The organism is Streptomyces sp. CB01201, assembly GCF_002803085.1.
Taxonomy (GTDB): domain Bacteria; phylum Actinomycetota; class Actinomycetes; order Streptomycetales; family Streptomycetaceae; genus Streptomyces; species Streptomyces hundungensis.
Window position 1 is genome coordinate 82,780 of sequence record NZ_NNBJ01000021.1, and the last position, 17,991, is coordinate 100,770.

At 68.2% G+C, this 17,991-nt stretch carries 15 protein-coding genes and 3 pseudogenes; 11 read left to right on the forward strand and 7 right to left on the reverse strand.

Annotation, left to right across the window (positions count from 1 at the left end; genetic code table 11):
• Positions 1-46 precede the first annotated feature (46 nt).
• Positions 47-910: a YihY/virulence factor BrkB family protein gene (locus tag CG740_RS33275; protein WP_234376630.1), complete on the forward strand. Its 864-nt coding sequence runs from the start codon at positions 47-49 to the stop codon at positions 908-910.
• Positions 911-1,111: 201 nt separating this feature from the next.
• Here CG740_RS33275 and CG740_RS33280 read toward each other — a convergent pair whose 3' ends face one another.
• Positions 1,112-1,453 carry a hypothetical protein gene (locus tag CG740_RS33280; protein ID WP_199846647.1) on the reverse strand — a complete coding sequence of 114 codons (342 nt, stop codon included), beginning with the start codon at positions 1,451-1,453 and terminating at the stop codon, positions 1,112-1,114.
• Positions 1,454-1,755: 302 nt separating this feature from the next.
• Here CG740_RS33280 and CG740_RS33285 point away from each other — a divergent pair, with 302 nt between their 5' ends.
• The 3 genes from CG740_RS33285 (at position 1,756) to CG740_RS39940 (ending at position 3,719) form a co-directional block, all read left to right on the forward strand.
• Complete coding sequence (locus CG740_RS33285) at positions 1,756-2,586, forward strand: alpha/beta fold hydrolase (RefSeq protein WP_100579035.1); 831 nt, start codon at positions 1,756-1,758, stop codon at positions 2,584-2,586.
• On the forward strand, positions 2,579-3,238 hold the full coding sequence (locus tag CG740_RS33290; RefSeq protein WP_100579036.1) for a TetR/AcrR family transcriptional regulator: 660 nt from the start codon (positions 2,579-2,581) through the stop codon (positions 3,236-3,238). The genes CG740_RS33285 and CG740_RS33290 overlap by 8 nt, the downstream gene beginning before the upstream one ends.
• A gap of 325 nt (positions 3,239-3,563) precedes the next feature.
• Positions 3,564-3,719: a hypothetical protein gene (locus tag CG740_RS39940; RefSeq protein ID WP_159030460.1), complete on the forward strand. Its 156-nt coding sequence runs from the start codon at positions 3,564-3,566 to the stop codon at positions 3,717-3,719.
• A gap of 338 nt (positions 3,720-4,057) precedes the next feature.
• Here the strand turns inward: CG740_RS39940 and CG740_RS33295 are convergent, their stop codons facing one another.
• The 5 genes from CG740_RS33295 to CG740_RS33315 form a co-directional block, all read right to left on the reverse strand.
• A complete protein-coding gene (locus tag CG740_RS33295; protein WP_100579037.1) occupies positions 4,058-4,582 on the reverse strand; it encodes an AAA family ATPase in 525 nt (174 codons plus the stop codon).
• 254 nt (positions 4,583-4,836) lie between these two features.
• Entirely contained in the window at positions 4,837-6,663 is a 1,827-nt protein-coding gene (locus tag CG740_RS33300) for a TniQ family protein (RefSeq protein WP_100579038.1), read from the reverse strand.
• Positions 6,660-7,805, reverse strand: a complete 1,146-nt coding sequence (locus tag CG740_RS33305; protein WP_100579039.1) for an AAA family ATPase — start codon at positions 7,803-7,805, stop codon at positions 6,660-6,662. Before CG740_RS33305 ends, CG740_RS33300 begins: the two co-directional genes overlap by 4 nt.
• Positions 7,795-9,948: a Mu transposase C-terminal domain-containing protein gene (locus CG740_RS33310; protein ID WP_100579040.1), complete on the reverse strand. Its 2,154-nt coding sequence runs from the start codon at positions 9,946-9,948 to the stop codon at positions 7,795-7,797. Before CG740_RS33310 ends, CG740_RS33305 begins: the two co-directional genes overlap by 11 nt.
• The gene (locus CG740_RS33315; protein ID WP_234376619.1) at positions 9,945-10,673 is read right to left on the reverse strand and encodes a TnsA-like heteromeric transposase endonuclease subunit; all 729 of its coding nucleotides are present in this window, start codon (positions 10,671-10,673) and stop codon (positions 9,945-9,947) included. The genes CG740_RS33310 and CG740_RS33315 overlap by 4 nt, the downstream gene beginning before the upstream one ends.
• Before the next feature lie 412 nt (positions 10,674-11,085).
• Here CG740_RS33315 and CG740_RS33320 point away from each other — a divergent pair, with 412 nt between their 5' ends.
• Entirely contained in the window at positions 11,086-11,391 is a 306-nt protein-coding gene (locus CG740_RS33320; protein ID WP_234376620.1) for a hypothetical protein, read from the forward strand.
• Between the two features lie 856 nt (positions 11,392-12,247).
• Entirely contained in the window at positions 12,248-12,787 is a 540-nt protein-coding gene (locus tag CG740_RS33325; protein WP_100579041.1) for a hypothetical protein, read from the forward strand.
• A 237-nt stretch (positions 12,788-13,024) separates the two neighbouring features.
• On the opposite strand, the gene CG740_RS41985 is transcribed toward CG740_RS33325, so the two are convergent.
• Entirely contained in the window at positions 13,025-13,114 is a 90-nt protein-coding gene (locus CG740_RS41985) for a helicase (protein ID WP_389633604.1), read from the reverse strand.
• 1,046 nt (positions 13,115-14,160) lie between these two features.
• On the opposite strand from CG740_RS41985, the pseudogene CG740_RS41990 reads away from it, so the two are divergent.
• From CG740_RS41990 to CG740_RS41645, 5 genes and pseudogenes are all read left to right on the forward strand, one after another.
• A pseudogene (locus tag CG740_RS41990) lies at positions 14,161-14,919 on the forward strand (3-deoxy-7-phosphoheptulonate synthase); the annotation flags it as partial.
• A pseudogene (locus tag CG740_RS41995) lies at positions 14,852-15,028 on the forward strand (beta-ketoacyl synthase N-terminal-like domain-containing protein); the annotation flags it as partial. The pseudogenes CG740_RS41990 and CG740_RS41995, both read left to right, overlap by 68 nt.
• A 113-nt stretch (positions 15,029-15,141) precedes the next feature.
• Positions 15,142-15,483 (forward strand): annotated as a pseudogene (locus tag CG740_RS42000) (polyketide synthase); the annotation flags it as partial.
• A 445-nt stretch (positions 15,484-15,928) separates the two neighbouring features.
• Positions 15,929-17,611: an acyltransferase domain-containing protein gene (locus CG740_RS33335; RefSeq protein ID WP_100579043.1), complete on the forward strand. Its 1,683-nt coding sequence runs from the start codon at positions 15,929-15,931 to the stop codon at positions 17,609-17,611.
• Positions 17,544-17,846, forward strand: a complete 303-nt coding sequence (locus tag CG740_RS41645) for an acyl carrier protein (protein WP_100579044.1) — start codon at positions 17,544-17,546, stop codon at positions 17,844-17,846. The genes CG740_RS33335 and CG740_RS41645 overlap by 68 nt, the downstream gene beginning before the upstream one ends.
• Positions 17,847-17,991 lie beyond the last annotated feature (145 nt).

The following is a 17,991-nucleotide window of genomic DNA, read 5'->3' on the forward strand; positions in this document are numbered from 1 at the left end:
CACCCAGTCCCTCGCCATCGCCAGTAGGTGCGCCAACTCCCATGGCATGTACGGCAGTTGGTGGCCGGCATTGCGCCGTACGCCGGTGGCCATGTGGAACGACGACATCACCGACTACGCGGCCGCGCTCACCTACTACGCCATTCTGGCGATCCTGCCCGCCTTGCTTGTCACCGCCCTGGCCTTCGGTCTGATCAGCCCGAGGGCCGCGGAACAGTTCATCGTCGGCGTCACTCACTATGCTCCGGGCCAGTCCGGCACGGAGCTCCACGATCTGCTCGCCCACATAACGGCGGAGCACTCCGCCGCCTTCACGCTGATCGCGGCGGGCACCGCCAGCGCCGTATGGTCGTCGTGCAGCTACCTGGCCGTGTTCCGCCGAGCCCTGCACCGCATGCACCGGGTCGCGGACAGCCGCTCACCCTGGCGCAAGGCACACCGCATCGTCGCCACCGCCCTTGTACTGCTCGTTCTCCTCGGTGTGTGTGCTCTCGTGCTGGTACTGAGCGGACCCGTCGCCAGGACAATCGGGCATCTGCTGCACCTCGACAGTGGGGTGACGCTCGTCTGGAGCCTGGTCCGCTGGCCCTTGCTGTTGTCCCTGGTCGCGCTGCTCGTAGTTGTTGTCTTCCACACCGGGCCGCCGTCCGCACACCGACGTCGGTACAGCCTGCCTGGCGGCGTGCTGGCGGCAGCGCTGTGGTTGACCGTGTCGGCGGGCTTCGCCCTCTACACCTCCCTGCTGGGCACCTACAGTCGGCTCTACGGCTCGCTGGCGGGAGTCGTCGTCTTCCTGATCTGGCTCTGGCTGTCCAACCTCGCGCTGCTCAGTGGCGCACAGTTCACCGCCGAGCTTCAGAAGGAGGACGCCGTGCAGAGGAGGGTGGAGAGGGAGCCGGGGAAGGGATAGTCCGACTGGAGGCTGAGCACGCCAGTGGCAAACCCGGACAGCACCCCGCCCGAGGTGGTGTGCAGCGCGACGGCGAACGTTCCGCGGGGTAGCAGCCAACGTCGTTGAACTCCGGCGCCCCTTCCTCACGGACGGTGGCCGCGATGGCGGAGCCGGGATGCGCGGCGGCCGCCCAGAAGGCGGCCGCTTCCTTTTCAGGAGTCACTGCCAGGTGTGCCAGCACCCGTCGCTCCACCAGCCGTCGTGCCAGTACTGGTTGCCCTGGTTGCCCTGGTTACCCTGGTCGCCGTAGCCGGACCCGCCGTAATCCCGGTTGTCATGCCGGTCACCGGAGCCGTACCAGCCGTACCAGCCGTAATCGCCATGGTCTCGCCCGTCCTGGCCCCCGCCTCCGTCGTGCTGACTCAGCGATGTCGGCGCAGCCGCGGGTGCTGCCGCGGTCGCGGTTCCTGCCAAGCCGAAGGCAGCCCCGCCGGCCAGCACGGCCCCCGCCGCACCGAGAACAGCCGCCCTCTTCATGCCGCGTGCACGCATGATTTCCACCTCCTCTCTTCCAGTGTGTGCTTCCTATGAATGATTCGGAGCCCGGCTGGTCACGGTTTGGCCGTTCGGGGAGGCCCTCCGTCTGCGGGCGTGGGCGAGCCTCCGCGCAGCCTCACCGACGGACCGGATCGCGGTGGATCCCCCCTCTGTTACGCGGTTCAGCCCTTTCGCCGTGCGCCATGGATCCCCCGGGCACCCGATTGAAGCCACTCATCGGCCCTGACGGGCGCGTGCGTAACCTTGACGCACGTGGCTAATAGAATTAGCTTATGGCTATCTCGACTAGCCAATGGGAGAACGCCATGACGGAATACCTGACGGTCCGCGGCGGAACGATCGGCTACGAGGTGACTGGTGAGGGGCCGCTGGTCGTCCTGGCCCCGGGCATCGGCAACAGCCGCAGCGCATACCGATTCGTCGCGCCGCGTCTCGTCGACGCCGGCTACCGAGTCGCGGCCGTCGACCTGCGCGGATGCGGCGAATCGAGCGTGCAGTGGACTTCCTACACGCGTACGGACATCGCCGGTGATCTGATCGCGCTGATCCGCCACCTGGGCGGTCCGGCCGTGCTGGTGGGTCACTCGATCTCCGGAGGTGCCGCCACGATCGCAGCCGCCCAGGCACCCGATCTGGTCCACGGCATCATAGAGCTGGCGCCGTTCACCCGTAAGCAGTCGTTCAAACTGGGTGATCTACGAGTCCGTCGTTACCGCAAGGGCACCTTCCAGTTGATCGGCACCATGCTGGGCAGTCTGGCGTCCTGGAAGCGCTACCTCGACATCGCCCATCCCGGAACGAAGCCGGCCGACTGGACCGCCGACCTGGCCCGCATCGACGCCATGCTGCGCGAACCCGGCCGGATGAAGGCTCTGCAGAAGATGACCCGGGCCGCACCGGCCGACGCCGGCGCTCAGCTGGCGAACGTGCGCTGCCCGGCACTCATCGTCGAAGGCTCGCTCGACCCCGACTGGGCCGACCCGCGAGCCGAGGGGGAAGCCGTGGTGGCCGCGATGCCGGCGGGACTGGCCCGGCTCGCGATGATCGAGGGAGCCGGCCACTACCCGCACGTGCAGCACCCCGACGAGGTGGTATCCCTCGTACTGGCCTTCCTGGAAGCCAACGCGCATGCCTAGGGCGGGTCTCACGCCGGCCGCGGTCGTCGAGGCCGGGGCGGCGCTCGCCGATGAGGTCGGCTTCACCGACCTGACCATGGGCCTGGTGGCGGAGCGGCTAGGGGTGCGCACACCCTCGCTCTACAAGCACGTCGACTCTTTGGACGCCCTTCGTCGAGGCGTCGCCGTCCAGGCCAAGCGCGAGCTCACTCATGCGGTGGCCAGGGCAGCCGTGGGCCGGTTCGGCCCCGACGCGGTCCGCGCGTTCGCCGACGCCTACCGCCGGTGGGCGCTGGACCACCCCGGCCGCTACGCCGCCACCGTTCGCGCACCCGCCGCAGCCGCAGCCGATGACGAGGAGGACCGGCGGGTCAGCAACGAAGCCGTGCAGGTCCTCTACGACGTCCTGGCGGGCTTCAAGCTGCGCGACGCGCAGATCGTCGACGCCGCCCGATCCCTGCGGGCAGCGATCCACGGCTTCGCCGCCCTCGAAGCCGCCGACGGCTTCGGTCTGCATCGCGACGTCACCCGCAGTTACCACTTCCTCATCGACAGCCTGATCGCCGGTTTGCAGGCCGACCAGCACGACCACCCCACATCCCCGGAGGACGACCAGGACGAGCAGAACCCGTCCCACCGATACCACGAGACCGGGACGACTACCGCCCCATAGCGACCCCGCTCCCCGCGCCGGGCCCTGCGGGCTCATGCAGCCGCTCGCAGCGGCTCCGGGGCCGAGAGCGCCCCGCCTCCCGGTCACCGGGATCGCGTATCGGTCTGCGTCTACTGCGCAGCACGGCTGCGAAACACGTGACCAGATAAGGGCGTTCAGGACAGCACCGGCCTCGATGCCGGCTTCACCCGGTGACCGCCTACGGTCACGGCGCCAGGCCCCCACCCGGCGTTACCTGTTGAGCGTGACGAGCCAGCGGTCGTGACGCGCAATCAGGCTCCTCTCATTGTCACGCCCCCATGTCGCGGCCAGCGGAACGCGTTGAGTGATCATCTACTCCTTGCCTGCGCTGGTTGTTCGACATCCACGCCACCTGAAGAGGGCAGAGCCCATGGACAACCTGATCTACATCCCGATCGCTGGGGTCGTCATCCTGATCGGGAGCTATCTGATTGGCAAATGGTGGAACAAAGGAAACTGAGCACGTTCGGTATGCGATATCGACTCGGCGGGCTCAAGCGGGCACGCGCGTGAGCCCGCTGCTCGTGCACCCCCTGGCAGCGCGTAGGCGTGACGCCTCATGGCACCCGGGGTATACGGCGCCTGCTATTTTCGGGCTTTGGGTCCTGCTGCCCGAGGAAGCACCACCACCGGCCACGGCACTGTTTCCGTGCCCGCAGACAGCTGGCCGATGAGCAGGACGGCCGGGCTTCAGTGGAAGCCAAGTCGTTTGAGGAAACCAAGGGACGCTGTTCGCAAGCGACCTGGCATCCGGCCTGTCAGCAGCTCCCGACCCGCCAGTTGCAATGCGACAGGACATCAAGTCTTGACGGCCTCTGCGATCTGCTGGGCAGCTTGGACGGGGGTGAGGTGCGTGGTGTCGACGACCTCGGCTTCATCGTGCAGCCACGTGCGGGCGGCCTCGGCGTAGGGCTCCAGGTATGCGAGGCGGAACGGGGAGTTAGGGCCGAGAATGCTGTCGCCCGCGATCCGCGCGCGGAGGGTGTCCTGGTCGGCATGAAGGACGAAGTGCCGGACCGGAATATGATGCCGGGCAAGGCCCGAGCTGATCTCGCGCCAGTACTCCTCGACCAGGACGGTCATGGGCATCACCAGGGTTCCGCCGGTGTAGTCGAGGACACGGCGCGCGGTCTCGACCACGAGCGGCCGCCACGGCGGCCAGTGCTGGAAGTTGTCCGTCTCGGGCAGTCGCGGCGTGATGTCCATGAGCGTCTCACCCACCTTCTCGGCGTCGAATACCCGTGACCCCGGAACCAGCTGCTGGACGAGTGCACTGGTCGTCGTCTTGCCCGCGCCGTGAGTGCCGTTGAGCCATACGATCATGGACCGGAGGATAGCGCCGCGCCGACCCCCATGAACATCTCCTGGTGACAATAAGGCTGGCGAACGAGGCTGGCCGCTGTCCACAGGACCCGATCCCGAGCATGCAGGCATGAGTGATCACGAGCAGCGGCAGCCGGCGCCGCGGCAAGGTCCTGGAGGCCGCGCGCGGGCGGAGCGGATGTGTAGGTTCCCGCGGACTGCGTCCTTGCCGATCGCTCTGAGCAACGGGTTCGGGCAGCAATCCCAGGGGTGTGTCACCCTCCCATTTCCGTGGGGCTGTCCATTTCCTCGGATTGCTCGGCGTCGAGGAATTCCTGAAGGGGAACCAGCCGCGCGGCGGGTGTCAGTGAGTAGTAGACCCGGGTGTTCCCGGCGCGGCGCATGCGGTTGCTCGGGAGCTCACGCTGGCTTCGTAGCCAGCCGGCAGCCTTCAGACGCCGGAGCTGGACGTAGATGGTGGAGGACTCGATGCCGGTGGCGGCGTGGATCTCGCCTGCGTAGGTCTCTGAGCCGGTGTCGTAGAAGAGGTGTCGTAGGAGCGGCAGCAGGGGTGCCGGGACGTTGAGGTGTTCTGGGAGTGCCGTGTCTGGTGGGAGCCGAGACAAGGGAGCCTTGCTGCCACCGAAGGTGAGGACTGCGTTGGCCAGCACGTCCTTGGTGGGCAGAGGCGTGATGTCCGGCCCGAGCGCGTGGCGCATCAGCTCTTGGGCGTGTTCTTCGTCGAGATGCCGTAGCAACAAGGCCCCCGCGTCGGTCGCCTGGTGAGGAACGGGCGGCGCTGCCCGGGTAAACAGTTGTGCGCCGATCGCGGTCTCCAGCTGTTTGATCTGTCGTGCGAGGGATGAGGGTGTGATCTTGAGGTAGGCCGCAGTCGCCTGCAGTGAGGGGAATGCCATGTGGATTTGGAATCGGCGCAGACGGAGCCACCCGTGGAAAGTGCCTTCCACCGACGCCCGGATGTCCCGGGGCACTGACTCGTCGAGACGGGCGAGTACCTCTCGGCGGCTGTGGGCGCCGGTTGGCCGCAGGGTGACGCCGAGCTCGATGAGCCTCCGTTTGACGGGGCCCTCGCTGGTTCCGATGTCGCTCCCGATGGCTTTGATGCTTCGCAGCCCGACGAGGTACTGCTCCCGTAGCCAGTGATCGTCGAGGCTGCGCGGCCGGCAGCCGATCTTCAGGCTGCGGCCGAGTTCTTTGTATCGCTCGATGACGATCGCGTAGGGCAGGCCGAGCTCCTTGGAGATCTGGAGCAAGGACCTGTTGCTCGCGTCGTACTCGCGGTTCAAGAACTCGGGCGTGATGACGGTGCGCGCCCGTTCACGCGCCCGCCATGAGCCGAACAGCGAAGCGTGTTCTGTGGTCTGCTCGAAGATGAGCTCCCGGGCCTGGTGGGACACGGTGTCCATGGCGGCGCTGTGGCCCGTGGAGAGTTTGTTCTCCAGCTGAGTAAGCAGTCGGTCCGCCGCGGGGAAGATCCTTTCGGCGGCGTCGTGACCATACAGGTCAAGGACGTCCAGTTGCTGCTGGACGTCGGTTAAGGGGTGCTGAGGGCTGAGGCTGAGCGGCGCGACGGCGCTCATGTCGGTTCCGCAGATGTCGTTCTTCTTGGGAACGGGTTTGTGGAAGCACTGCGAGGGCCGGTGTTGATGAACCGGACCGGGGACTGTCTGGCGTGGCGCTGTCCCGCAGCCGGGGCAGAGAACGTGGAGGAGGGCCTGGTGGCGGGTGCAGGCGAACGTCCAGGGAAGCCACCAGCGCAGCTTCCAGCGTCCTTGCGTCTCGGCGAGGCACTGTGGGCAAAACCGGCACTGCGGCGACCGTCGGCCGAAGAGGTCGCCTGGGACGACGGCTTCGTCGAGGCGTCCCGCAGGTAGCGCGAGCCGGACCTCCAGGCGACGCAGATCCTGTTCGGCAAGGCTGGTGACCAGTCGGTGGGTGCCCGCGCGCGTTGGCAGGCCGAGCGCGGCGATGAGCGCGGGGAGCGGCATCCAGCAGCGCCGGGCGAGGGCCTCCAGCCAGCTGTCCAGACTCTCGCCGGGCAGCGGCGCCACTCGGATGGACAAGGTCCTCAGCCCGTTCATTCCGCAGTCCGCTTCGGTCGGCTCACCAAGCGGCCGGAGGTGAGGGCTTGATCGAGCTCGTCGCGGGCGCGCTCGGCCGCGGCGTCGTTCTTCACGTTGTCCAGCAGCTTCGTATCCACGTACTCGGCGCCGGTGCGTACGGCTCGCTGGCAGCCGCGGTTGACCAGGGTCATGAGCGAGCCGATGTGCCCGCTGCTGCGGGCGAACAGGTAGTCCGACAGATCGTCCGCGAGCATCCCGGGACGCTTGCCGGCCAGGACGACGCGCTCTTCGATCGCGAGCAGCATGTTGCGCCACTCCTCCCGCCCTCGTTCGGCGTTGATGTCGAAAGGGGCCATGCCGAGGCGGGTGGTGCGGCGGCCGGTTTGGGCGAGGACCGCGTTCTTGTATTCGGTTCCCTCGCTGAACAGGCCGCGGGCTTCAAGCCCGACCCCGATCAGGAGCAGGGTGACCGGGAACTCGTTGGCGATGTACTTGAAGTGATTGCTCACCTCGATTCCGGCCTGCTGGTTCCAGCGGAGAAAGTGCAGGTCGTCGACGATCAGCAGCTTTGTTTCGGCCGTCAGCATGCTGTCCAGGGCCCGGTAGCCGAAGTCTGCTGCGGTGCCTCGGAAGCGGCCAGGATGTTCGTAGTACTCCAGGATCGCCCGGTTGAAATCGCGCATTCCGGTGTTCGCGGTCAGCCCGACGCGGCAGACGGGCCAGCGTTGATGTCCGGCGTCGGTGAGTTCGCCTTCCTCGCGCAGGATCCTCCGGTGGAGTTTGCGGGCGAAGGCGAGTGCGGCCGTGGTCTTGCCCAAGCCGGGAAAGGCGTCCAGCGCGATGCCGCCCTTGATCTTGTCGCTGTCCTGTTCGTTGCTGTCGAAGATGTCCCACAGGTCCTCGTGGAGGGACTCCATCTGCGGAGTCCACAGCGGGCCGAGGTTCGCGTGCCACTGGCGCCGGCCCCGGTTGTATTCGGCGAGGGCCCTCTCGCTCAGCAGCTTCATCTGGTGGCGGGTCAGCGGCTCGGGCCGCGGCCGTGGCGGAGCTTCGGCGAAGCGCTGGAACCCTTCTTTGTGGGACAGGGTGAGCTGGTCCAGCCGTGACCGCCGATCGCAGGGTGCGCTGGCGGAGCGCGTCCGGGAGCGGTCAGTCTTCATCGATGTCCTTCAAGGCCGTGGCGTAGAAGTCGAGTTCCTCATCCAGCTCCTCCAGTCCATCGGCGTCGTCGTCGCCCACCTCTGGCTCCCGGTCCCGGGCGGCCTCGATTGCCGGAGGGGCTGGCTGTTCGGGAAGGGACAGCACGCGGGCGACGGACGGCAGCGAACTGACGGCGTCGGCCGGCTGGTCGGGAAGTTCCAGAGCGGTCTGTTCGCGGGAGAGCCGCAATGCCGTCCGCCGTTCGACCAGGGACGTGCCCAGACCGAGGTTCCACCGCTTCAGCAGCAGGGCGATGGCGAGCCGGTCGTTGGGATAGGTGTACTCCTTCGCCGCCAGGCGCCGGGCGAACTGCAGCGCTTCCTCGCTCAGCGGCATGTTCAGGCTGGGCGCGTGCTCCCACTCAAGGGTGTGCCAGACACGTTCGTGGTCCCGGAAGTAGATCCGTGTGGCGTCGTCGGGGTCCGCGAAGAACGGCAGTCGTCGCTTGTCCAGGGCGATGTCGGAGCCGGCCATGTCCCGCAGCCCGTCGAGGCAGTCGCCGTTGTAGCGGCGGCCGTTGATCTCGACGCCGTAGTGCTGGACCGTACGCATCGTGACGTCGAGGAACTCGTAGGCCAGGTCCGGGTCACGGGGCACCTCGATGTAGCCAGCCCGCGCGAGGCCGTGCTCGAACATCTTCGCCGGTGACAGCTCCACCTTCGGCAGGTGCGGATCGACGAGCCCCTCGTGTGGCCTGCGGTGATACGTCACTGCGGTCCACTCGCGGATGATCGCCTCCAACTCGTGGTGGAAGAAGAAGGCGTCCTTCTCCGGGTTCAGCCCGCGCGAGTGGATGTCCGGTCCCTTGTAGCCGGGCAGCCGCTGCAGCAGGTCCTCTCGCACGGTGCGGAAATATCGCTCCACGGGCCCCTTGTCCCGGCCCGTGCGCAGCCTCGCCGGCTGCACCGAGATTCCCATTCGGCGGCAGACGCTGGTCAGATGGGCCGACAGGTAGATCTTGCCGTGGTCGACGACCAGCGTCTCCGGCACCATCTTGGGCCCCCAGACCCCGGTGGCGGGGCCGTGCACGGCCCCGGCCTCCACCAGGACTCCGCGCGGAATGCCGTGCTCGGGCCAGGCCGCCTCCGTGGGCCAGCTCTCCGGGACCGGCTGGGGACGGTATGCCTGATAGAGGACGGCCGCCGCGTCGATCGCCTTCGTCGACACCGGCGTCACCCGCAGACCGACGATGCAGCGGGTGTACCAGTCCATCGCGACGGTCAGCTCCGCCTGCATCCACCGCAGCGTCACCGGGTCGAGCGCGAATACGTCCAGCCTCGTGGTGTCCATCAACACGTACTCGCCCGGCCGCGTGGGCCGCAGCTTCCCGTAGACGCCCTTCGGGCGGTCGGCGATGTCCCGGTTGCGTTGGGTGCTCAGCCGGAACGTCGGGTGGCGCCGTTCCAGCTCCTGCATCCACCGATAGGCTGTCGTCCGCGGCGGCATCGGCACCTTGACCAGCTTGAACTTGGTCTTGACCCGGGCCTCGACCTCCTCCAGCACCACCTTCACCGAGGGCCGCGACTCCTCCTCGTACTCGTTCAGCACCTCCACTGCGGCCTCAACCCAGCGCTGATCGGCATTACTCAGCCCACCGTCCGCCTTCGCGGTCCTCGGTACTAGCCCGGCCTCGCCGTGCTCGCGGAAGGCACCAGCCCACCGGCGCGTCGACCGCGCGGACACCCCCAGTTCCGCCGCCTTGGCCTCGTACCGAGCCCGCAGCGGACGGTCAGGGGCGTACTGAGGCCGTGGCTCATCGGGGCGTGGGAGGTCTTCGCTGCCGGAGCGGTAGCCGGTCAGCATTTCCCGGACGTGCTCGGCTCGCTTCAGGACGTCCTTCTTCTCCTCCTTGGAAAGCCGGTTCAGCACCACCGCTGCAACGTCTGCGTCATCGGCGGAAGACGGACCCGCCCCGTCGTCCATCAACTCGGCACGATCCGAGGTCAGCAGCTCACGCAGCGAGATCCGGGCCAGCCGGTCACGCCCGTCCTTGAGGACAACCTCCATGCCCGTGGCCAGGCTGGCGAACTCCACGACCTCGACCGTCTCACCGTCCAACCGGAAGTGCGTCCCGACCCCCAGTCTCGTCCCGGCACCGTTCATACGGTCCGCCGCAGCACGTGCGCCGAGCTCAGCGGCCGGTCCAGCGCGGTCGTCACATGCCTGGACCACAACAGGTGCAGCACCGCCGACTTCACCAGCGGCCGAGGACGCTCCGGCCGCAGCCCGAAGGCATCGCCCAGCGACAACCCGTCCAGATCAGCAGCCCGCAGTACGCCGACCAGGTCGGGGTCGAACAGCCAGGCGCGGCGGTAACCGGCCAAGAACCGGACGTTCTCCAGCACGAACGGATCCGGCTCGCTCCACACCTCGTAGCACCACCCGCGCGACGTGACCGCCTCCCGCGTCCAGGCGAAGGTGAAGGCGACCTCCGGCTTCTGAAGCCGATGGCGCGGTTTGACGTCCACGACCACCGGACCGTCGTCCGTCAGCAGCAGATAGTCCGGGATGTGCTTGCGGACCTTGCCATCGATATCGGCCTTGAACAGGAACGGCTGGGCAACGATGTGCCGCACCTCCGGGGCGGAGTCGGCGAGCAGGAGCCGCCCCAGCTCCAGCCGCGACTCGTAGATCACGTGGTCGCCCACCGTCGCCGACCAGTACGTGCCCGAATAGTGCTGCTGCCCCTTGCACCAGCGGAACGTCCGCCACGGGCCGGCCTCCCGCAGCAGCCCGAGCGGCACCGACGGCCACTCCAGGTCCTCCACCACGGACTCGTCACGACGCCGGACACTCAGCCGTACCGGCGCGGCCACCGCTGTACCCATCGGACCACCAACCCCGCGCTGCCCGAGGCGACCCCTCGGCCGCCGACCGCCGAGGTCCTGCCCCGGCCACGCGCTCAGACGCTGACCAGGGCGGTCCTGTACACGAATAGGGGAACTGCATGTCCACGGAGCATGATTTCCACCCCCGCGTCCCAGTGGCCACACGGTGGCCACCGCTGATGGAACGTGGCCACGCGCGTTGGGAACCTACAGGATGGTCTTCACCCGGTCCGCGCCGAAATTCCGCCAATGCACAGGTGAAATTCCTCCTCACGCAGGCGAAGGGGTCGACCAATTGACCGGGCGGAGCGCCTGGCGTCTCGCGCCGGACCGTGGAGCGCTGCCGGGCCGGGAAGCTGACGACCCCGGAGAAGCGCCTCCAGGCCGCCTTGGTGGAGGCGACGGAATCCGAGTGGCAACCACAGGTCAGAGCCCAAGCGCGTGCACAGGCGTCCATCTCCAGGGGGATGATGGTGAAGGTGACGCCTATTGCGGATTCACCGGCACGGGCAGCTCGGACGACGGCCGCGAGCGCCAGATCACCACAGACATACCGTCCATCTACGTGAGGCAGGTCCTGGAGCTCCAGGAAACCGGTGAGACGCAGAAGGGCCTGCACCCGATCGTCGCGGAGTCGTATTTCACGAAATGGGGTACGCAGGCCGAGGGTTTCCGCGCGGACTCCACGTCCGTGTTGTCAATTTCCTTCCGGTTATGATCCGGCCGAACTCCGGGCCTGCTATGCACCAAATCTTGAGCCGAAGCTTGGCAGTTTCCACCTGGCCAGGGCTGTCGTCACCGGGGCCTGTTCAAACCCGAGCGAAAGCGAAAGGCGCGCGTCTGGCGGGTGGCGATCCGTCAGACACGCACCTGCCTGACGCTCTGTCAGCTCAGTGTCAGACTGTTATTGATGTGGCCACGGAGCACACCGGAATCGTTCAACTCAGTTGCCGGTGAAGGTGATCCAATTCAGCGTCAACCCGCCAAGGGCAGAGGTGCACCCGTTCCGGCCGAAGTCATGCGGCTTTCCCGCAGCGTCCTGTACGTATCCCACATAGCTGCCCGAGCACACACTCTGGGCATTGTGGATGTTCATCGCGCCCACGTAGCCGCTGGCCTTGTACCGTCCCAGACGTAGCAGTAGGCGCCTCCCGTGTAGTTGACCCTGACGGCATTTGACAGGTTGCAACTGGAGTTCACAACCTGGGCGTTGGCCGGGCTTGCGGCGAGGACGCCGGCGCTGGTGAGGCCAACTGCGGTGGCTCCGGCTGCCAGCTTTCGGACAAGGTTCATGTGGTGCCCCCCTGAGAATGCGTACTTGGTGAGTTGTCTCCCATGCGAGCAGTGCCGCTGAGAGGCGTGCGAGCCCCCGCGAGCGCGCTCAGCTGCATTACCGCTTGCATGACCGCTCGATACGGGGGCGTTGTGCAAGATCGACGCTAGGAGGCGCCGTCCTAGGTCCGTCCTTGCGCACGCCCTGACCGCGCACCTCGGGCGCTCCCGCAACCCGGGGCTGTGCGGCCATGGCGGTCACCTGTGCGAAGATCCTGCAACGGAATCGGGGGGGAGCATTCATGCGTGGGATCAAGGTGGCTTTGGTGGCTGTCGCGGTGGCGGCCCTCGCGGCGGGGGTGAGCGGGGTCTTTGACCCGCCGCGCAGGGCTCCGTCCACCGCCAACGACCTCACCCCGCGTGAGCGCGCTATGCGTTACAAGGAACAGCTGAAGATCAGCGCGGACATGAACTGGGAGGTGAAGCAGGAGTTCATGTCGGTGGGGCTGGACGTCATGGACGGCATGTCCGCTTACACGGTAGAAGCCACGTGCACGCTGGGGCTGCGCGTCATTTACGACGAGACGAAGAAGCCCCAGTTGGCCAAGGCGTACACCGAACTGCAAGCAGACGGCTGGCAGCACAACACGGACGCGGGACCGAGTGCGCTCCGGTACCACAAGGACAACTCGGCCACAGCCAAGTCGAAGTACGCCAACGACACATGGCAGCTAGTCGTGGGTCGCGAGCACGATGTCAACGAGCCTGGCAGCGACATCGACCTTGGCAGGCCGGGCAATTACGTCGACATCACGGTCGACAACTGCACGCCGCCGACCTGAACCGGGCTCACCGAGGCCGTCCAGTAGGCGGCAAGTGCATCGGCCAGGGCAGCCAGGGCCGGTGACGCGAAGCCGTCGGCGGCCTACACTCCCGCACGCGCCGGCACATCACCGCCCCGGCATCTCCAGTCCCGATGGTTTTGAGGTGGGCCACCAGAGTGCCCATATGGCCCACGAGCGCGGAGGAGCCGGCCGATCCTTCAGCTCAGTTGGGCACCGTGTAGGTCTCCACTGCCTCTACGTCCACACCATGCCGAGCCCCCGCATCGCCGGGAGCTGCTCCGCGGTGAGCTTGTCCCGCCTGGAGCGGGTGTTGGACAGCCACATCCCGAGACGGACGGGCGTGGATTCAGCTCGGCAGCTGGGGCGTGGTCGATGATGATCCGTGTAGGGCGGTACCCGCGGCGTATACCCCGTGCAGCGGAACACGATCCTGCCCGCGTTCAGGCCCGCGTTCAGAGTGGCACGCGCCTCGAAGCCGCGGGCGGTCAAGGGTTGGAGCGTTCAGGGCGCGGTACGCACCATGAAGAGGATCTCGCATGCCCCTGTATTCGCCTGAATTCGCCGCCTCCAAGGCCCGACCCGCGTGACAGCCGAGGAACGCGCCCGCCGTACCGCGGGCGGCGGCTCCACCGGCCACCACCGGGCTCGGCGCGACGCCGGCCCGATCCGTACCCCGATCCCGTACCCCGATCCTGTACGAGGATTGGCGACAGCGGGGCCTCGCTCCAGAGCAGCGGACGTACACGATGCCGGCCGCGCTCAGGGAGGCGGAGAAAGGCGCGCGCCTACTTCAGCACGCGACCTTCGCTGCGTGAGTACGTGAGTACGTGACCGATACGGCCCCTGACGGTCACGGCGGGGGCCGCGTCGGCCTGCTGCTGTTCGTCGATCGTGATGTCCACCCCCGCGCTGCGCGGGACAGGCCCGCCCTGCGGGTTCAGTGCTCCTCGGGTGCCCCGAGGACGGTCTCCTGGGCGCGAAACCTCCTGGATCTCTCGAGCCCTGCCTGGCCTGCACCGCCGTTCCACGACGTGATCCGGCCACATCTGGGGTTGGGCGGTGCTGCGCCAACCACGCCCGAAATGGCGCGAGTTGAGTCATGACGCGGGGTCGGTTCCACCGTGCAGCTAGGTGCACAACAGCTTGCTGCACACGGCATGGGTGGCGGCCGGGTCCGTGGGCCGGGCACGGTGATGAACGTGCTCGCCGGACAGCCGCACCACACCAGGGCCGCCATCGCCGCCAACCCGATCCGTACCCGGCCCGTACCTGCGGCGCAGCACGCCCGGGGGGAGGGGGGGGCCGAGGTCCGCCCGAATGATTCGTTTCCGACGCACACCCATGCGCTGAGCAGGACGAATTGAGGAACGATGCAGAGTGTTCACACGCAGACCAGGGAACGCACCGACTCCGCAGTGGAAAGGCTGCCGCCCGATGCCATCGGCGGACGCCACCGCGCCTACACCACCAGCACCCCCGGTGAACTGTTTCGCGTGCTGCCGCTGACCGGTGCCGCGGCGCGTTCGGTGAGTGCCGGTCGCCGGATGACGCGACGGGTGCTGGCCGGTGACGACGACCGTCTGCTCGTCATCGTCGGCCCGTGCTCGGTCCACGACATGGACGTCGGCCTGGCGTATGCCGAGTCGCTGGGCGAGCTGGCCCATCGCCTCGCCGACGACGTGGCGGTTGTCATGCGCGTCTACGTCGAGAAGCCGCGCACCTCGGTCGGTTGGACGGGGCTGCTCGCCGACCCCGCGCTGGACGGCAGCCTGGACGTCGACCGAGGGCTGCGGACCGCCCGTGAGCTCATGCTGAGGATCGCCGAGCAGGGGCTCCCCATCGCCACTGAGTGGCTGAGTCCGGCGGCGCCCGCCTATCTGGCCGACCTGATCTCCTGGGGAGCCATCGGCGCGCGGACCGTGGAAAGCCAGGTGCACCGGCAGCTGGCCAGTGGCCTGCCCATGCCCGTGGGCATGAAGAACGGCAGCACCGGCTCGGTGGGCGTCGCCGTCGACGCCATCCGTTCCGCTGCCGCCCCGCACGCCTACCTCGGCTTCGACCGTGACGGCCGCCCGGTCACGCTGCGCACCAGCGGGAAGCCCGACTGCCAGTTCGTGCTGCCACGCGGCACGGCAGAGCCTGCTGACGGGCGAGAGTGGCCTGTGCATCGCGGCCGGTGTCAACATCATCCTGTCCCCGCGCGACGCCATCGCGTACTCCCAGCGAGCCATGCTCTCGCCCACGGGCCGTTGCCGGTTCGGGGACGCCACCGCCACGGGTTCGTCCGCAGCGAGGGGGTGGGCGTGGTGGTGCTCAAACGGCTGGACGACGCCCTGCGGGACGGCGACCCCGTGGCGGCCCTGCTGCTCGGCAGCGCGGTCACCAACGACGGCGCGGGCAGCGGACTGCTGCTCCGGCCCTCCGTGGAGGGTCAGGCGGACATGCTGCGCGAGGCATGCGCCAGCGCCGGAATCAAGCCTTCACAACTCGACTACGTCGAGGCCCACGGCACCGGGGCCAGCGTCGGTGACGCGGTGGAGCTGAGCGCGCTCGCCCATGCGTCCGGCCGGGATGGGGAGCAGCCGTTGTTGACGGGATCGGTCAAGACCAACCTCGGCCACGCCGAGGCGGCGGCCGGCATCGCCGGGCTGATCAAGACGGTGCTGATGCTCCGCCACGGTACGGTCCCGGCCTCACTGCATCTGAACGAACCCAATCCCCTCCTTGCCCAAGAGGGCTTTCCGGTGGAGGTGGTGACGAGCAACCGGCCGCTGCCCGCCGGTTCTCGCTCCCTGCTCGGCGTCAGCTCCTTCGGCCTGTCCGGGACCAACGGGCATCTGGTCGTGGCCGCCCACGAGCGTGAACCCGCGAACGCCGCAGGGGTCGGCGCAGACACGGTGGACGACACCGAGGCGCCAACCACGGCCGGAGCAACAGCAGCCAGTGCAGCGTTACTTGACGCATCGTCAGCCAACGCGGCCGGCGCAACGACCATCACGGGCGACGCCATGACCGTCATGGCCGACCACCCGGAAGCCCCGGCCACCACGACAGCCATTACTCACAGCACCGAAGCCACCGCGAACGACACCGCCCCGCGCTCGGACCTCCATTGGCCTCGACGCCTGCGACCGGGCCGTGCGCGAAGAACTGGGCTGGTCGGTCCTGGAGCGCCTCGGCTCCGAGGCCGAGCTTCCGCCGGACGTCGACGTCGTCCAGCCTGTCCTGTGGGCGGTACAGGTGGCGCTGGCCGCGGCCTGGCGTGAACGGGGCGTACAGCCGCACCTGTGCATCGGGCACAGCATGGGGGAGGTCGCGGCGGCGCACGTATCGGGTGCCCTCTCGCTCAAGGGCGCGGCCGCGGTCATCTGCCGACGCAGCCGCCTGATGCAGCGGACGGCCGGGCAGGGAGCCATGCTGGTCGTCGAGCTCTCGGCCGCCCGGGCCCGCGAACGCTCCAAACCCTACGGTGACGCCGTCGTCGTCGCGGTCGAGAACGCCCCCACCACCACCGTCCTGGCCGGAGACCCGGAGCCGCTCGGTGTCCTGCGCGGCGAACTGGAGCGGGACGGCGTCATGTGCCGGCCGGTGAAGGTCAACGTGGCCTCCCACTCACCCAGGATGGACGCGATACGTGACGACCTGTCACAGCAGCTGGCCGATCTGGCTCCGGTGGCGGGCAGGACGGGAATGATCTCCACGGTGTACGGCCACGAGGTCGACGGGGCCGGACTCACCGCCGACTACTGGGTCGACAACGTGCGCCACCCTGTGCGCTTCTCCGACACGCTGCAAACCGTGGCACGTGACACGGACAGCGTCTTCTTGGAGGTCGGTCCCTACCCCGTTCTGCTGGCCGCCATGGACGAAACCCTCGCCGCGGCGGACCTCGCCCCTTCGACGGTCGCTTCCCTGAGCCGCGCCACCGACGAACCCACCGAACTGTGCCGAGCGGCAGGCCGGCTCTTCGCCCAGGGTGGACGGGTCGACTGGCGACAGTGGTACGGCAGCCCACGGCCCCATGTGCCGTCACTGCCGACCTACTCCTGGGACGCGGTGCCGTACCGATACGCAGCCTCCGGGGCCGCCGCCACCGACCGGTCCACCGCGAACCACGTCCGCCGCATCGACCTCGCGACATGGGGTGCGACCGCGGAATGGGGTGGGGGCGTGGCGGTTCACGGGATCGGGACCGTACCGCCCGTCGCCTATCTGGCCGCGATGCTGGAGACGGCGAAGGAGGCCGCGCCCGGCACACCGCTGGAACTGCGGGACGTACGGCTCGGCGAGACGTTCGTCCCGCTCGACGCGGCCGGCGGCACCACGCTCGACGTCACTCTGGAGGGACACCCGCACGGGCAGGGAGACGGAGGCCTCCGAGGTCGAAGTGGCCTTCCCCGTACGTCAGTTGTGCGAGCCTCGGTGCCGGGCGCTCCGGACTCCGTCCCGTGTGCTTCGGGCCGGGTGGTCACGGCGGAGTCGCAGGACGAGGCCGGCCCCTCGCCCCTGACCACCCTCGACGCCGTGCTCGCGCGCTGCCGCGACTACTTGGGGGCACAGGACTTCGACCGGCTGGCGCGGCGCCAAGGGCACGACATCGCGGAGCCGTTCCAGGGTGTGGAGCACCTGTGGCGGCGGGACGGCGAGGCCGTGGCCCGGGTGCGCCCGAGGGCATCGCTACCCCGCGTCGGCTGGGAGTCGGGCCTGCTGACGATCCTGGCGGCACGTCCGGGTGCCGCGTCGGAGCAGGACGATGCCGCACACCGTGCCGAAGGCGCCCGCACACCACGAACCGGCAGTCGTCCGTGGCGCCCGTCGTGACGGCACTGACCCATCCTTGGCCGAGTCCGCCGCGACTCTGCTGGGCATGCCGGCGTCGGACATCGACGAGCGGCTGCCGCTGCGGAAACTGGGGCTCGATTCCCTCATGGCCGCCCGGCTTCGGGTCCAACTCCAGCGCACGCACGGCATAGAGGTCACCGCGGGACGGCTTCTGGGCCCGGAGAGCATCGCCGCCCTGGAGAGAAGCCTCGCTCGGCAGAGCACGAAGCCGTAGCCCGAGAGGAACGCGGCGCGAGGAGCACACCGATGACGTCCACACCACCAGCCCCACACGAAATCAGGCCAGCACGTGGCCCGCCCCGCGCAGGACAACGGTAAAGTTGGACGAAGGTATAAAAAGCTCATGGCGCGACAGGTGT

Bases quoted from the DNA above. Each gene is read 5' to 3' on its own strand.
- CG740_RS41645 (WP_100579044.1), top strand. From the start codon at position 17,544: ATGCCGCACACCGTGCCGAAGGCGCCCGCACACCACGAACCGGCAGTC.
- CG740_RS33285 (WP_100579035.1), top strand. From the start codon at position 1,756: ATGACGGAATACCTGACGGTCCGCGGCGGAACGATCGGCTACGAGGTG.
- CG740_RS33315 (WP_234376619.1), bottom strand. From the start codon at position 10,673: ATGGGTACAGCGGTGGCCGCGCCGGTACGGCTGAGTGTCCGGCGTCGT.
- CG740_RS41985 (WP_389633604.1), bottom strand. From the start codon at position 13,114: ATGTGGCTGTCCAACACCCGCTCCAGGCGGGACAAGCTCACCGCGGAG.
- CG740_RS33290 (WP_100579036.1), top strand. From the start codon at position 2,579: ATGCCTAGGGCGGGTCTCACGCCGGCCGCGGTCGTCGAGGCCGGGGCG.
- CG740_RS33310 (WP_100579040.1), bottom strand. From the start codon at position 9,948: ATGAACGGTGCCGGGACGAGACTGGGGGTCGGGACGCACTTCCGGTTG.
- CG740_RS33300 (WP_100579038.1), bottom strand. From the start codon at position 6,663: ATGAACGGGCTGAGGACCTTGTCCATCCGAGTGGCGCCGCTGCCCGGC.
- CG740_RS33275 (WP_234376630.1), top strand. From the start codon at position 47: ATGTACGGCAGTTGGTGGCCGGCATTGCGCCGTACGCCGGTGGCCATG.
- CG740_RS33295 (WP_100579037.1), bottom strand. From the start codon at position 4,582: ATGATCGTATGGCTCAACGGCACTCACGGCGCGGGCAAGACGACGACC.
- CG740_RS33325 (WP_100579041.1), top strand. From the start codon at position 12,248: ATGCGTGGGATCAAGGTGGCTTTGGTGGCTGTCGCGGTGGCGGCCCTC.
- CG740_RS33305 (WP_100579039.1), bottom strand. From the start codon at position 7,805: ATGAAGACTGACCGCTCCCGGACGCGCTCCGCCAGCGCACCCTGCGAT.